The organism is Pedobacter indicus (assembly GCF_003449035.1).
GTDB classification, from domain to species: Bacteria; Bacteroidota; Bacteroidia; order Sphingobacteriales; family Sphingobacteriaceae; genus Albibacterium; species Albibacterium indicum.
On sequence record NZ_QRGB01000001.1, the window covers coordinates 2,463,701 to 2,479,091 of the forward strand.

At 39.3% G+C, this 15,391-nt stretch carries 15 protein-coding genes; all 15 read right to left on the reverse strand.

What is annotated here, in order from left to right:
* Window positions 1-3 precede the first annotated feature (3 nt).
* Genes D3P12_RS10910 through D3P12_RS10980 form a run of 15 tightly spaced genes read right to left on the reverse strand, consistent with a single transcriptional unit; the run spans window position 4 to window position 15,391 of the window.
* Complete coding sequence (locus D3P12_RS10910) at window positions 4-1,122, reverse strand: glycosyltransferase (RefSeq protein ID WP_118195435.1); 1,119 nt, start codon at window positions 1,120-1,122, stop codon at window positions 4-6.
* On the reverse strand, window positions 1,100-2,257 hold the full coding sequence (locus D3P12_RS10915; RefSeq protein ID WP_118195436.1) for a glycosyltransferase: 1,158 nt from the start codon (window positions 2,255-2,257) through the stop codon (window positions 1,100-1,102). Before D3P12_RS10915 ends, D3P12_RS10910 begins: the two co-directional genes overlap by 23 nt.
* Window positions 2,254-3,396 carry a glycosyltransferase family 4 protein gene (locus D3P12_RS10920; RefSeq protein WP_118195438.1) on the reverse strand — a complete coding sequence of 381 codons (1,143 nt, stop codon included), beginning with the start codon at window positions 3,394-3,396 and terminating at the stop codon, window positions 2,254-2,256. The genes D3P12_RS10915 and D3P12_RS10920 overlap by 4 nt, the downstream gene beginning before the upstream one ends.
* On the reverse strand, window positions 3,393-4,670 hold the full coding sequence (locus D3P12_RS10925; RefSeq protein WP_118195440.1) for a hypothetical protein: 1,278 nt from the start codon (window positions 4,668-4,670) through the stop codon (window positions 3,393-3,395). The genes D3P12_RS10920 and D3P12_RS10925 overlap by 4 nt, the downstream gene beginning before the upstream one ends.
* A 15-nt stretch (window positions 4,671-4,685) precedes the next feature.
* Window positions 4,686-5,687, reverse strand: a complete 1,002-nt coding sequence (locus tag D3P12_RS10930; protein WP_118195442.1) for a glycosyltransferase family 2 protein — start codon at window positions 5,685-5,687, stop codon at window positions 4,686-4,688.
* Between the two features lie 11 nt (window positions 5,688-5,698).
* Window positions 5,699-6,586 (reverse strand): beta-1,6-N-acetylglucosaminyltransferase, encoded by an 888-nt coding sequence (locus D3P12_RS10935; RefSeq protein WP_118195444.1) that lies wholly within the window; start codon window positions 6,584-6,586, stop codon window positions 5,699-5,701.
* Window positions 6,586-7,452, reverse strand: a complete 867-nt coding sequence (locus tag D3P12_RS10940) for a beta-1,6-N-acetylglucosaminyltransferase (protein WP_118195446.1) — start codon at window positions 7,450-7,452, stop codon at window positions 6,586-6,588. Before D3P12_RS10940 ends, D3P12_RS10935 begins: the two co-directional genes overlap by 1 nt.
* Before the next feature lie 2 nt (window positions 7,453-7,454).
* A complete protein-coding gene (locus D3P12_RS10945) occupies window positions 7,455-8,396 on the reverse strand; it encodes a glycosyltransferase family 8 protein (RefSeq protein WP_118195448.1) in 942 nt (313 codons plus the stop codon).
* Window positions 8,397-8,412: 16 nt separating this feature from the next.
* Window positions 8,413-9,342: a capsular polysaccharide synthesis protein gene (locus D3P12_RS10950; RefSeq protein ID WP_118195450.1), complete on the reverse strand. Its 930-nt coding sequence runs from the start codon at window positions 9,340-9,342 to the stop codon at window positions 8,413-8,415.
* Window positions 9,339-9,860, reverse strand: coding sequence for a serine O-acetyltransferase (locus tag D3P12_RS10955; RefSeq protein ID WP_205941096.1), 522 nt, complete (start codon window positions 9,858-9,860; stop codon window positions 9,339-9,341). The genes D3P12_RS10950 and D3P12_RS10955 overlap by 4 nt, the downstream gene beginning before the upstream one ends.
* A 55-nt stretch (window positions 9,861-9,915) precedes the next feature.
* Window positions 9,916-10,896: a glycosyltransferase family 2 protein gene (locus tag D3P12_RS10960; RefSeq protein WP_157970320.1), complete on the reverse strand. Its 981-nt coding sequence runs from the start codon at window positions 10,894-10,896 to the stop codon at window positions 9,916-9,918.
* A gap of 18 nt (window positions 10,897-10,914) precedes the next feature.
* Window positions 10,915-11,802, reverse strand: a complete 888-nt coding sequence (locus D3P12_RS10965; protein ID WP_118195456.1) for a polysaccharide pyruvyl transferase family protein — start codon at window positions 11,800-11,802, stop codon at window positions 10,915-10,917.
* Between the two features lie 18 nt (window positions 11,803-11,820).
* Window positions 11,821-13,350 carry an oligosaccharide flippase family protein gene (locus D3P12_RS10970; protein ID WP_118195458.1) on the reverse strand — a complete coding sequence of 510 codons (1,530 nt, stop codon included), beginning with the start codon at window positions 13,348-13,350 and terminating at the stop codon, window positions 11,821-11,823.
* A 12-nt stretch (window positions 13,351-13,362) separates the two neighbouring features.
* Complete coding sequence (locus tag D3P12_RS10975) at window positions 13,363-14,457, reverse strand: glycosyltransferase (protein WP_118195460.1); 1,095 nt, start codon at window positions 14,455-14,457, stop codon at window positions 13,363-13,365.
* A gap of 13 nt (window positions 14,458-14,470) precedes the next feature.
* The gene (locus tag D3P12_RS10980) at window positions 14,471-15,391 is read right to left on the reverse strand and encodes a polysaccharide pyruvyl transferase family protein (RefSeq protein ID WP_118195462.1); all 921 of its coding nucleotides are present in this window, start codon (window positions 15,389-15,391) and stop codon (window positions 14,471-14,473) included.

The following is a 15,391-nucleotide window of genomic DNA, read 5'->3' on the forward strand; positions in this document are numbered from 1 at the left end:
ATTTTACGATTTTAGAAGTTTCCTGTATAGACTTAAGCTCTTGTCAACCATCTTTTTGCGCGTAAAAAGCTCTTTATATCGTCGCCGCCCCCCCAAAGCCACCTGCTCATATAGCTCCCGGTCATCCATCAATTTCTTAATCGCATTCGCCAATGCGTCAGCATCCTCTGCCGGTACCACCAGTCCAGAAACCTGATCCGCGTTTACCCAGCTTACCCCCGAGCCCTTAATGTGAGTGGATACAACGGGCTTCCCGCAAGACATCGCTTCAATCTGAACAATCGCAAAAGCCTCTGTTTTCCAGATCGAACTTAAGCAGAACAGATCGCAAGCCTCAAAATACTTCGGCACATCTTCATCACTCACATAGCCTAGAAACTCTACCCGACTTCTTACACCTAGGTGGTCAACCAATTCTTCCAACTCACCTCTCAGCGGCCCAATTCCTCCAATCGCAAGCCTGTAAGTATCATCAAGTTTGGCCAACGCCTCAATCAAGTATTTATAACCCTTATACTCTACCAACCTACCTAATGAGAAAATCAACCTATAGCCGTCATATTTTCTTCGCAAGAGTTCCACCTGCTCCTTATCGGCAGAAATCGCTTCCACACCAATCGGGATATAATCTATTTTATCTAGCATCCCTTTCAAAAATGGCGATTCACGTACATAAACCGGCGTTGTCCCTACTATCAGATCCGCCCTTTTTATCAGCCAACGCTGTAGCGGCGCATAGAGCTTCAGTAATAATTTTTGCTTTAAAATATCACTATGCCAATGCAGAATCACTTTTCTTTTATAGCCTGATAAAAACAAAGCAAGACTCGCCATTGGATCTGGATGGTGAATATGAATCATATCATATTCATTAGCTATTCGGCGAAGCCTTGTAATCATCGCCGGAGCAATCATCGTTGCCGAAAACTTCCATTGCGTCTTGACAGCTATCACCCTGCCGTAGCTATTCAGTTCTATGACACCGCCCCGGTACCCTTCCGTTGTTGCACACAACATATCACAATGAACCCCTTCTGCCGACAACCCTAAAGTCAGGTCGTACATCACCTTTTCAATCCCTCCTCGAATGGGGTAAAACTTACCGACCTGTAGAATCTTCATTGTTTACTATTTGTTTTGTATCCCATAATAATATCGAGAATAACGATTCCCAAGACCTCGCTAAAGGTTCATTGCTTGACACCTCAGGTACTTCCATTAAAATAGAAGTGTTCCCTTTAATCAAAGCCATCATCTGTTCAGCCAGTATCTCTGCATTGTCCGGATCAAAAAACGCCACTTGATTATGACCAGCAGCCGTTTCATGGGCATAGGGCAAGTCCGCCAAGAGCATTGGCTTATTAAAAGCGGAAAATTCAGTAATCGGCAAGCCCCAGGTTTCCACCTTAGATGGAAACAACAGGCAATTAACTTCATTATACCGTTGCAATAAACTTTCCCGTTTTAGGTAGCCAATAAATTTGAGCGACTTTAAATGGCCCCATTTCTTGTACAACCAATTTGTATATTTATTCTCTACACCGCTTATCGTCAAATACACTTGAAAATCTTTCATGCCTCTTTGTTTTTCCAATATTTCACACGCTTCACAAATCAATTGAAAGTTTTTATGACTGTCAGCCGTAGCTGGAAACAAGAATGTATAGGCAGATAAAGCTTCACCTATGTTGCCCCGCCCCGTCTTATACCTCACTGATGGGGTTTTCGGTGGTGCAACGATAACTTTTGACCGGTCTACATTAAACATATCCACCATCGCCCTTTTGAACCATTGCTGCTGAACAACCAGATAATCATTCTTATGAATATTCTTCCCATAGATATACTTCGTAAATATGGCGAATAGAGCTATTTTAGGAGCGAAAAGCAAATCATGAATACTCCACTTATAGAATGAAAACGAGTTGTGACAGTAAACTGCCCTCCGTTTTGCCGCCACATTCGGTGTTGTATCATGCAGGGAAAACCATAAATACACGTCTCCAAGTTCTTTTGAAACTTTTTTTAGTGTCACATATTCATACCAAAGCCGGTTTACCCATCGCTTCTTAGGCCATTGCGTTTCAACATATTCGATATTTGGAAAATCAGCCAATTCGCGTTTGTAGACAATTGCTACAATGCGAACATCTTTCTTTACAGCTAGTGAAGAAAGATATGCTAAGCAATCACGCAAGACCGCTAGAGTCCCACCCTTATTCAGATTAACAGCAGAAACCACAATCGTCTTCGTCATCGTTCACCCCCTTCCTGCAGCAAGCCATCGAACAGGGCCCGCCACTTCGCCATGATCACTTCTTCCGAAAAGCTAGCAGACAAACGCTTTGCTTCATGTCCCATTTGCTTTCTAGTATCCGCATTACCCATTAAAAGCATAAGTTTTTCGGCAAAGCTATGCCGGTCACCCTCGGCTATCAGGTAACCATTTCTACCATCATCAATCACGTCCTTCGGCCCGCACTTACATCCATAGGCTACCAAAGGCAAACCACAAGCCTGCCCTTCCAGCAGAGCCATCGGCAAGCCCTCATAACGAGAAGTCATCACCAGGACACTACTCTTCAAATACTCATTTTCAATATCTTTAACCGACGGCAGGAGCTGTACAACATCTTGCAAGTACAAGGCTTTAATCAGCTCTTCCAGCTCCTTTCTACGCGGACCATCTCCATAAATAAATAGCTTCCAGTCGGGGTAGCGTGTTTTTATCTCCTTCCAAATATAAATCAGCTCATCAAATGCCTTTTGGTAGTCATATCTCCCAACCGCGATTACCCTCTTCTCATCAAGTGAAGCTACCTTACTCGGCTCAAAGCTATTAGCGTTTGGAATTACGTTTATATTCGACAGCCCCGCCCAATATGCACTATCTTCATGTGTTAACACCACAAAGCGATCGTAACAGCCCGCTAACTTCTGATCCCTTTTACTTCGCCAACTGTCAACAAGCCCCCATAATCCCTTGCGGCCATATTGCAAGCGTTTAAAACGCGAGAAATGAATCTCTGCCACCTTTTTGCTGCCGTCGGCAATACCATGCAAAAAAGAAACCTCATGATCAAACATTGAAATCACAATATCCGCTTTATGACCGATCAAAAGTTTCTCCAATCTTCGTTTATGCAATCTCTGTTTAAACCAGTAGCTCACAGCCTTTTCCAAGAGACCTTTACCCTGTCCCGCACTATAGTTAATCCCCAGATCATGATGTGTAATCCTATTATCCAGTTCAAAATAGGGTTTCCGCCCCTGCTGATCCGTCGTCACCACCATCACCTCATGTCCCTGGCGCACCAAGTAATTAGCCTTATTAGCCAATACCCTCTCCATTCCGCCCGAGTTATAGGTAGCCGCTATGTTATAAACGATTCTCATGCTGCTTCCTCCATTACTAGCTGCTCCACTTCCAGACCCTCTTCAGGTTCCATTGTGAAATAATCCAGACAAAAGAACAACGCATATATTTGGAAAATATCTGTCGCCACCTTAATCCAAATCAAAAAACTCAATGCCATCAAGAATAAAAACATCAGCCAATAGCGAGGATTACGGCTTATAAACAACGCGGTCAGGTATACGAACAGTGTAGCAAACAATGTAAAACCCACTAATCCACAATACAATATAAATCGACAATAGCCAATATCCGTACCGTAGATAAAATTGCCAAACAACCCACTGCCTATAATCCATGTCTTGAGATCAGTCGGCCAAATCCACATCACTGTATTCAGCTTGTCAGTTGAATCCGTACGCCACACCCCCGTTTCAGCCCAATTAAAGAAACCCTCGAAAGCAAAACGCATATGATCATGAAAAACCGCATCCGTGTGGTATAAGTACGTAGCCATTGCTGCGGAAAACAGCATGACCCCAGCGAACCAAAGTCCCAATTTAATTGACTCATACCTCACGATCGGCTTAAAAAGCCCTGATGCGAATACGAAATAAGCAACTGCGCAACCCACGCCCAAAATCGTTGTTCTTGAAATCATATTCCCGATAAGCGTAATCGTAAAAAAAGCAATCAGCAACAAGAATATACTCCATTGGCTGCTCCGTGTCCCCTGATCATGCGATAACAAGCCCACAATCATGATCAGCGTAATTGAGAAACGAACACCAGCTGTATCCAGTGCCGCACCGATCCCGTATAAGCGATCCACCTCTGTAAAAAACTCTTGTCCTTGCTGTACATAACTATCAATAAATAATTGAAAAGCAGGGATATTATCAATCATCAACGCAAGTATACATTGAGCGAAACATACTGCTGCCAAATAATGTGTAAGCAATTTAAATGAAGCCTCTCCATGCAGATTACGTATAGCCGCAGCAACCGTATAAGCGCCACCCAGCCAAGTCCCAAAACTGACAATATAGGTAGCGTAGGAATAATCATTTGTATCATTAAAATCCGCAGAGAAAAATGCCGCCACAGAAAAGAGCAGCGCAATTAAGATCGCTCCCAGCATACCTTTCGAAACCCCAATCTGTCGGTCATTTATACATTTAAATGCGAAAAGCGCTACACCTATTACCGCCAATATCATCTTCGTATTTATCGACGACGGCAGAAAGCTGAATCCTATCGGAAAAACGTAAAAGCTTGTCAGAACACCAACCAATATGTATAGGACGTAACGCATTAAACCTATTTATTCTTATTTATATATAACACCATATACCATCCTTATTATCAAGTGGTAATGCAACCTGATCAACCAATAATTTTTGCTTGCAGCCGCCCACTGAAGCACACGGATACGCCAAGAAAGCCCTTTATTAGCTGTCGCTAAGTGATTAACTTCCGGGAACCAGCTAGCCCAACGTCTATATTGGGCTTTTTTATCTGAAATCAGAAGCGGCAACTTGATATTCAATTTCAGATCATTAATCAAAGACTTCGATTCGACCCCAAATTTACTATCTGACAAGAAAGCCTCAAGCTCCCTCACATTCTGAGTAACCTCTTCGATATGCCTGCTAGAATACACATTGGTTAGCGAATCACTATTCGACCGTCCGTAATGATAAAGAGCCGAATCTACATGGTGAACTTTTCTTGCATAAACAAACAATTTAATCATCACCAACATATCCTCGCCCATATTCATACCCTCAAGGAAGCGAACCGCGTGATCTTCATACAAGCTCCGTTTCACAAAGAACAACCATAAGTTCCACCGCATCTTACCCATCATCATCCATTCCACAGCCTCCTGAGCAGAGGAAAACTCTGGTTGCCTCATTTCCCGCTCGTTTTCCTTAAATGATAAAAACCAGTTGAAACCTACAATATCCGCCATACTTTGTACCGCTTCCTCAACCAGTAATTCCACCGTATTGGGTTCAATCCAGTCATCCGCGTCTACAAAGTAAATATAATCGCCCTGCGCCTGATCTAAACCAGTGTTTCTTGCAGTCGCAACCCCACTATTTTCAAAATGACGTACTAATTGAATTCCAAAAAACTGACCTTTATCATATTCCGAAAGGAACTTATTTAAAATAATAGAACTTCCATCCGTACTACAATCATCGACAAAAATCAGCTCGAGGCGTTTATAAGTTTGTGCTTTTAACGAGGCTAGCGTACTATGCAATGTCTCCTCAGCATTATAAACCGGCACAATAATGGAAACTAGTGGCGTCGAACTCTTCATCTCATCCTTTATTACTTATTTAAGCACTCCTTTTCCATTTCTATCTTTCTGAGAATTTTCTCAGCAACCTCAATATGCTCTGTACTAAATTTTCTTGCGAACATCGCTTTTGAACTCAGCAATACATCCAAATCCTCTACCTTCCATGCTGGCAATTTATTATTCTTCCAACCGATCATGCGCATCGATCCATAACCCTCATCTGATAGATGATATATATTTTGGACGAAGTGTGAGTTCCAACATAAGGTCTGCACAAAAATCTCATCGGCACAAAAGGTATGATGATAAGTCTCCATAACCTCATTTTTGTTTTGTAGAATATAAAGTACAAAATCATGCGTTAGGCTCACCCATTGGGTACCCTTCTTAAAGTTGATTCCTTTGTTTCTGTAAATACCAAAAAGATATTGTATACGAAGAGCGACGTACCGAATCGCACGTTTAAAAAAACCTCCTACGCTCACCGAAACTTTGAAATCCTTTGGGAATAGATGATAGCGTTGAACCTTTCGGGCGATATGAGCGTTCATGTCTCCCTGCGAAAAACCAATAAACTCCTTCCCCTGATAAAGATCAAAAAACCGATGAATATCATCTTGCGAACACAATGGCATATCCACACCAGATAAGAGATGATAATACGCATACTCACCCTCTTTGGTCGCAGTCTCGAACAACGCGTATTCTGCTTCAACCACAGAAAGATCACCCCAGGATACATTAACCCGATTATCGATATACCTTATTTTTGCAAACTCAGATTTTAAGAGCGGTAACTCTTTTAATTTCTTATCGAAATGAATATAAATATCGTTCCTAGGATCGTCGATTGCTTGAATCAACAAACGCAAAACATCAAATTCGTTATGAGCTAATATCAGATAAGCGTGTTTCATCACAAGCTAGATTTTAAATGACCTACAATCTTATTAACTACCACCATATCGCTCGAACTAAACTTCCGGGCAAACAGATATTCGCTATTGATCAGAAAATTATAATCAGCGTCCGTTAAGACCCTCGGCGTACTTCCAACAAATTCATTAAAAAGTAATCTTTGTTCGTTTCTTATTTCAAATTTATCCAAATCCGCTTCCAAAACGTATGGAACAAAAAATTCATCTCCACAAAACGTTCGCCGAAAAAGTTTCAATACATTATCCTTTTCATTTATTATTCTAACTATGGCTAAGTGTGTCAAACTAACCCAATTGTTAGCTTTAACATCAATTTTTAAATTATTCTTTTTAATACCTAGAACAGATTGAGCCTTCAATGATAGGTGCCACAGCAATTGAGCGATTCTTCTCATTAAAGCGTTATCAGCCCGATAGTTTTTAAGAAAATAATGTGACCTATTTAATTTAAAATTCATTTCATAGTTATTGGTATAAAGAAAGCTCAACAGCTCTTTATCCTTATTTTTATTAAAAAAATCATGGATATCATTTTGATTTTTTAAAGGCAGATGAACCCCAGAAATTAAGTGATAACGATCATAAAGTTGTTTCGCATTGTATGCAGCTTCAAATAGAGCATATTCCGATTCAATTTGCGACACATGGCCCCAGCGTACATCTATCCGATCTTCTAAAATGTATAATTTTGACTCGGCACACTGTAGAGAAGGTAGATTCTTGACCTTTTTATCTATATGGACATAAATATCATTCCGTGCGTCATCCAGTAAACCAATCAGTTTCTGAAGGATGCCAAACTCATGGTGTGCTATGATCAGATATGCGTGCTTTTCTTTACTCATCGTCACCCATATTTTACTTTACGATACATGCCAAGAGCACCATCAATCAGATATCGACCAAAAGGCGACTTATAGATTTGATATAGCCGGTACATTTTCTTATTCGGTTGCCACTCCATTTTTAGGTTGTCAGGTAACATTTCGTAGTATTTCCACCATTCGGCAAACTTAATTGTAAACGCTTCCCAAGGCTTAGCTCCCGTATAATGAATATTTCCACGATGCTGAACGGCGTTCCAGTCGCCTTCAGTATAATACTTCAAGAAACGCTCTTTATATTGCGGCAGAAAGAAAGTGCGAATACTATTGTAGTAAGGCGGCAGTCCCAAAATTCGACCTTTGCATAATTGGTTTAATACGTCCTGATCAGGAAACTCTAATCCTTCTTCTTTAGATGCTTCTAAGAATTTAGTCACCATATTATCCTTTCGAAGTAACTCCAAGTTCATAATCAAGAAACCAGAGTTGATATATTGACCCGCTTCGCAGCCAATGGTCTGCATGTGTGGTATTTGAAAATCTAAGGTAGCTTCAAATACGCCCGCCAAATAGTTATTACTAAGATCAGTTTCCCTATAGAGTTCAGCTAAATTATTCCTGACGATAACGTCACAATCAACATAAAGAACTTTATTATATTCAGGTAACAAATCTGGGAGGAGAAGTCTATAAGAAGCTGCTATGGTGTATCGTTCATTTATATATATTCCTTCTAAGCGCCCCTTAAGATTCACAAATGAAAATACAAGTCGCTTATTATCGATATTAGTAAGCTCACAACGATCCTTATCTGATAAAGAATCCGTTAATAAGCAAATTACATGGAATGTATCAGAGTCATCCGAATGCTGCAAGATAGAGAGAATACATGTTGCCGCCGGAATTAAATAATTCGGCGATAATGCCAGTACTACTGGTGTCATATTTCTTTCATTACTTGACATATGAACGATATTAACTTCATAAATATGTTTTTACGACTTTCCTAAGCGAGTCAAGTCCATCTTCAGAAAAGTATGTTAACTTATGAATACCCTGCTTCTCTAAAATAGCCTTAAATGCTATATCGTTCAGTCCGCCATTTATTTTCGTTTGCAACATATGCGGAAGCGTGTCATCGACTACTGGACATTTATATGATGCTAGCTCACTATTCATCAGTTCCTCATACAGGATTTGAAAAAAGAAATAGTCAATTATTTTATTTTCGGTTTTCCAGTAGTGAAGAATTAAATTCAATAAAACCCTTATTACTTTATTATCTTTTTTGGCAAACATGAAACTGCTTAACATTTTCACTTTAAACTCTGGTCTCCAATTCCAGTAATAAGCATAAGAGTTCACCCAGTGCTCTTTCAAGGTTGCCATATCATCTCGCTGATACACAAAATAGTCAAGTTCACTATACTCTTTTGGAAACGTATCAGTCAGCAAAACCGTCGCATCAAGCCATACCCCGCCATACGTGTGTAAAAGTGCTAAACGAAGGAGATCTGAAAAAAACACAGTCTTAAATTCTGGGTTATTTCTTTTTTCCCACACAAAGTCGGGAATGTCTAAGTAGTCCCGAATTGAGTTATCTGTTAAACGAATAACTTCGTAATCTCCATTAAATTTATCAACTGAACTGAAACAAATTTTCACCACTTCTGGCAAGTTTTCTTCCTCTAAACCTTGACCCCAATACTGCCAAATGACACTGTTCGGTTTTATTTCATATTTTGGTAAAATCGAATGACGCTCTATCTTAAGATCAATATAGTCTGTAATAACATTGTTCCAATAGTTAGCTACTCTCTTATGATCTCGAAGTATTTTTTGCTCTCTTACCCTTCGCCAATAAAACTGGACTGCAGGAACGTCTAAAAGTGCTTTGCTAGAATTCTTCATAAAGTCCCTCCTTTATCTTTTACTTCGATTACTCTTCCAGGAATACCTACTACAGTAACATTTAGCTCAGTAACCGACTTAACAACGATAGCCCCTGCACCTATTTTTACTCCATTTGCGATCGTTATGCCTCCTAATACCTGTGCACCTTGCCCAATGTCAACATTGTCACCTATAATCGGTGCTTCATCAGGAAAAGTACCTTTGCTACCTATACAGCAATTGCCATGAATCGTGCAATTTTTTCCAATTTTTGCGTCGGGATGAATTATAATGGAACCATAATGATAGATTTTTAACCCAAGATCGAAGTTTCCGCTGGCGATAAAAAAGCCGAGCTTACGTCCTAATATGTTTTTCCTACGCTGGTAGAAATACTTTAATAGTTTATTGGGTTGATGAAACGTATAGTATTCCTCTTTGCGTAATGTGCGGACATACAGGCGCAACCAATACTGTTCAGACTTTAAAAGCCAATCCATTAAATAAGCTTTTGATAAGGACGGTAAGTACTCCATTCTATCAGAATTAAGATATTGTTTCAAATTCAGTTTGTCCGACATTACTATCCGCTTATAAATATCTTTTTTGAAGTTTAACGTTTAAAGCTAAGAGCATATATAATCGTTGTCTAACTAAAAAATTAAAAAACTTAAGACGCATCCCTTTTAAAACTAGATCTCGATCCAAGAATATAGGCTTCAAGGTATTTTTCTCGCAATTACTTTTAAGCATTGAAAAAATTTGAAATAAGTTCAATCTTGCAATTCCAGTTATAAAACGATGAAAGAAATACATTCCAACATTTATTTTCCATTCAGTGAGATTAGCCTGAAACTTGGTTTCCAAATCATTATACGATTCGACGATTTTATTAATTGTGACCTCCATAGTAGCTTCATCAATCGAAGTTGCCGACAGACCTTCACGATCTTCTTTATTGTAACGATAACCATTATATGATAACATCCTGATGCTATTTACATGAAGCAGGTATTTATTCACCCATAAGGTGTCTTCACCCGATGACAGACGCTCATCAAAAAACAAACTATTCGAGACGACAATTTCTCGATGATACAGTTTGGCCCAAGGCATTGAAAAACCCGTATAAATATGGGCTTCCAAACACGAGGCGATTGCATCTTTGGTCAAAAACTCACCATTTTGAAACAATCGTACTCCATGATCGGGAATGGTTTCGTAAGAGCATAATACAATATCGAATGCTTTATATTCGATTAACTTTTCGAGACAATTTTCATCCAAATAGTCATCTGAATCACAAAAAACCAGATAGTCGCCTCTGCTTTCAGAGATCCCTTTGTTCCTAGCAGCGCTGACCCCCATATTTAATTGATGAAAAATCAGTACACTCTGATCGACAGATGCGTATTGTTCACAGACATCACGACTGTTGTCACTTGAACCGTCATTGATCAATATAAGCTCGAAATTCTCATATGACTGTCCGAGAATAGAGTTTATACATCTATTTAACGTTGACGATGCATTGTAAATTGGCACTATAACTGATATTTTAGGAGTCTGCACGATTTACTTTTATTTTTATTATCGATCCGTTGAATGAATTTTATATTTATCCTTCAACCCAAACGGTGCAACCCGTAATAAATCCTCCTGAATACGTTCCAGAGAGTTATTAATGAGCGTTTTATCTTTATTATCTTTCATCAACTGTATCCATGAATCTTCGCTTCGTAGAATACCATCTAAATCTTCAAATCCATCATAGGTCGGAATATCTACCGAACTGAAATAATCATGAAACTTGAAACCATCAGTATCGATGTAACCATGCTTTATCCATAAAGAAGGAATATTATAAGCATGCCCAACTATAATACCATGGAGAGAAGACGATAATATGTATTCGCACGATGTTATCTCTTCAACAACACGCTGAATATCACGCGTACGCAAGTCAACTATCTTATATTTTTCACCAAAGCGCTGTTTAAAATAGTCTACCTCTTTCCAGTGTGGAATTAAACCTAGCCTATACTTTTTTTCAGGCGATCCCTCTAACCAAAGGGGTAACAAAAGTGCAGGATCACCATAGATAGAACAACTAGGAAAACCGTCTTCCTTTAATTTTTGATCAGTTAATTTGCCACGAACTGCCAAAGTCTTTCCGCCCGCAAAACGGTCAGTTTTATTCATAAATCCACTTCCCCAAACAACCGAGTTACTTTGAGCCCAGCTCATTATTGATCCGATTGCAGTGAGCGTTCGCTGCCACGGTAGTACAATAGTTTTAGCTTCTGTAAACTTAAATCTAGATACCGCATCTACTAAGATTGTTAGACGTTGTTTTCTCGACAAGTCGATATTCTTATATTGAGTCTTTATTCCACTTAACTCTTCAATAAGTACGGGGTTCAATACATCTCCAAAATTGTCACTATTCCAGTAAATTATATTAATCTTTTTCATCATTCGTATGTCTTAAACCAATCAGGTCGAGCTTTTAAAGCGAGATAATACCATTTGATTAAAAAACGTTTTCTCTTGTTTGTCTAAAGCCATATAATAGGTCAGAGCTGAAACAGAAACTAGGCTTGCTACACTTACCAGAAGTAAACGACTCACATTAGAATCTGAAATTATCATGTGCAAAATAAGCGGAGCAAGCGAAGCTACAACAACCACAAAGAAGCATCTCAGTGCGATCTTGAAAAAGTACTCTCGTAATGATAAATTTATCATCGGACTGATTAACCAAACCCTAACAGCCTGACCCAAAATGGATATAACGAGGTGGACTATGAAAACCGATTCTGGTTGATAACCCATCTTCAAAAACAGATAGCTCACCGGAACAACCATCAGCAACAAAGTACCTAGAATCGCCTGATACTTCTTGATCCGACCAGTAGCCTTAGCTGCAAAAATCAAGGGATTGGCTAAACAGTCGATCAGAGAGATCAGCAACAAAATACGCACGAAATTAACCGTATGATCCGGTACAACCTTCAGCCACCACAGGAGAAGCTGTTCCGCCTCTAAGAAAACTGGGATGGATAACATAAGTACAAGAAAAAAAGAAAATTTTGATGAACTGAATATCAAGCGGTGCATGTATTTTAGATCTCCTCCGGCGTAACTTTTAGTAATCTGGGGATTGAGGGCAGTTTGAAAACCGGAGGTGAATCGCATCAATACACCTTGTACTTGTACAGCAATACCACGAGCAGCGTTAACAGGAGCGCCAAAGAATACATTTAAAAGGACATTCAATCCCTGGGTATACATCAAATACGCAGAATCACCAAACAAACTCCAACCAGCAAATGAGGTCATTTCTTTAAATAAGCCTTTTTCCCATTTTAAGCCGACCCTAACTTCCTTAAAGTTACGATAGCAATACAGCCAGTAAATAAATTGCATGATTACCTGAACTACAACTAGAAGAACGGCATAAGCTTTTAGTTTATCGTAAGGCAAAACCGGCAAAATCAATACGATTGCTAGTTTCAAGGTTAAGTCGATTACTGAGAAATAAGCAAAAATGCTCATCTTCTCATGAGCAACAATCGACGCATTATAAGGAACGCTTAATATACCAAAAAAAGTTGCTATGACTACACTGTACAAAACCCAGACAGCTGCATTCATCCGTAAAGAAGGTATAACCATGTATGTTTTGAGGAACCATAACCCGATAGGCAATGTGATCAAGCAGACCAATAATGCAAGACCAATGTGAATAAGCAGACTCGTACTGAAAACTGCTTTCAGTCGTTCAAATTTACCATATCCCAATTCGAAGGTGATGAAGCGGCTGGTTGACGAGGACATGGCAGAATTCAAGATCCCAAACATGGCTACCACTCCGCCTATGGCACTGTAAATACCGAAATCCTCGACTCCGAGGACGTTTAATACAACACGAGAAGTATACAGACCAATAAGCATAGCCACTACCATCTGCACATAAAGTACAAAGGTATTTTTAGCTATTCTTTTACTATTCTCTGACGACATGATTTATCTCAATCAATTACTATTGGCTATTGCCCGTTCATAAAGTGTTACCAACTCCCTCGCTTCCGATCTAACATCAAACCGGTGAGATCTAACTTGGCTATCAATCGGTTTCCTAGTATATGAAAAACATTCTTCTTTTATAAATTCTGCCCAGAGGTGAGGTGACTCGTCAATGTCACGATAGTGAATATAAGACGAAATATTCGTCTCCTCTGGCACTCTATTCAAGGATGTGATGCATTTCAATGCAGCTGCCTGTGCCTCAATCAAAACCATGCCAAGACCTTCATTAAACGATGGCAATAACAGAATATCCATGGCCATCATTAACCTGTTAATATCAAATCTGCTTCCTAAAAAAAAGACTTTATGATTAATTCCTAATGTATCTACCCGCTTTGTTAGTTGATCTTTCAATTCCCCCGAACCAACAATTAGCAGCACCGCGTCCTTTGGCATCTTTTCCAGCGCATTAAACACATCGATCACATATTCAATATTTTTTAAATAAGTCAACCTGCCCACGAAACCCACAATAAACTTATCATCTAAGTTCAACTCCTTTCGACATCCTGTTCTTATATTCTCGTCATAAGAATATGCAGCAACGTCGATGGCGTTGTACAGTACAATGGCCTGTTGTTTATATTTTTTGCCATAAAGCCCTTGTATCGCTTTCTTGCTCGCTCCTAGTTTCAGCGTAGAAACCCGATTTAGAAAAAAACGTAATAATCTATTTTTAAACCCTTCTTTTATATCGACAGCTAAGTGTGTATGGGCAACTCTGGTCGTAACACCTGCAAGCGCTGCAATTATTAAATAAATGGAAGATACTAATTCAACATGACTATGAACAATATCATACTTACCACTCTTAATTAATCGATATAAGTAAAACACTCTTTGTCGTAAATCTTCAGGCATATAATGTACAGCGACACCCAAAGTATTAAATCGATCATGATAACCCTGCTTATATTCGGTTTGAATCGCGACAATTTCAAAGCGTACCTTCTCAGGATCTATGTTCTGATAATAGTTGCTCAAGAAGCTGCTTATCCCCCCTTCGTCAATTCTGGTTACGATATGTAATACTTTGATCATTCTATCGCCTCATTTAAAAGTCGTCATAATAAGCAGCTTTCTGCAAAAGTTCCGACTGAACGTTTTTTTCGATAAATGGGCACGAATGAATAAGAGGTCTAATATCCACCTTAATTGGTTCGCTATCGAACTCCAAATCTTCAATATTTGTAAATTTGTTTGTCAGATCCTTAGGCGTCTGTGTCGTTTTATTAACGGACAATAAATAGTCATTAAACTTAAAACTTCCTCCGATGAGGTTATCCGATAGCTTAACCCAACAAACAGGAATCTGGTAAGCGTGGCACAGTATCAAACCATGCAACGAACTGACTACAACTTTTTTACACGATTTTAATTTTTGGACAAACTGAATGTAGTCTCCGCCAATCATCATATTTATGGTCAAAGTATCAGTCCGCTGCCTCAATTGCTTACCCCATTCACTTTCCATATCAGAATAATGAGGGATGAAGCCATATTCGTATTTCGCTTCAACCTCAGGGTTATATATTAATGGGAGCAGCAGTGCAGGATCACCAAATACTTCCGGGCAATCAACTCCATTTTTTAAATAAATAGCTCGTGTTAACGGTCCCCTGCTAGCCAACACTCGATCCGGTTTCACAAAGCTTTTGACGTTATAGTCAGAAGAGATAAATCCACTACCCCAGACAACTGTATTACGACTGGATTGTTGACAGATACTGCCGATTACTGAATAAAAATGTCTACCATTTATCGTGTCATGATCCACAAAACGAGACGGAAACACGGGGCGTTTAGATAAGTATTCACCGAGAAACACATTCAGTGCATCACCAAAGTTCTGAGTTTCTGGGTACCCATCTACGAGCAATGGGCTCTGTAAGCTTCTTAGCAAATTTCGATAAGACGTTCGTTCTTTTGCTAAGAGATAACGCCGTTTCAAACTTGAGAGAATTTTTCTAGGCAT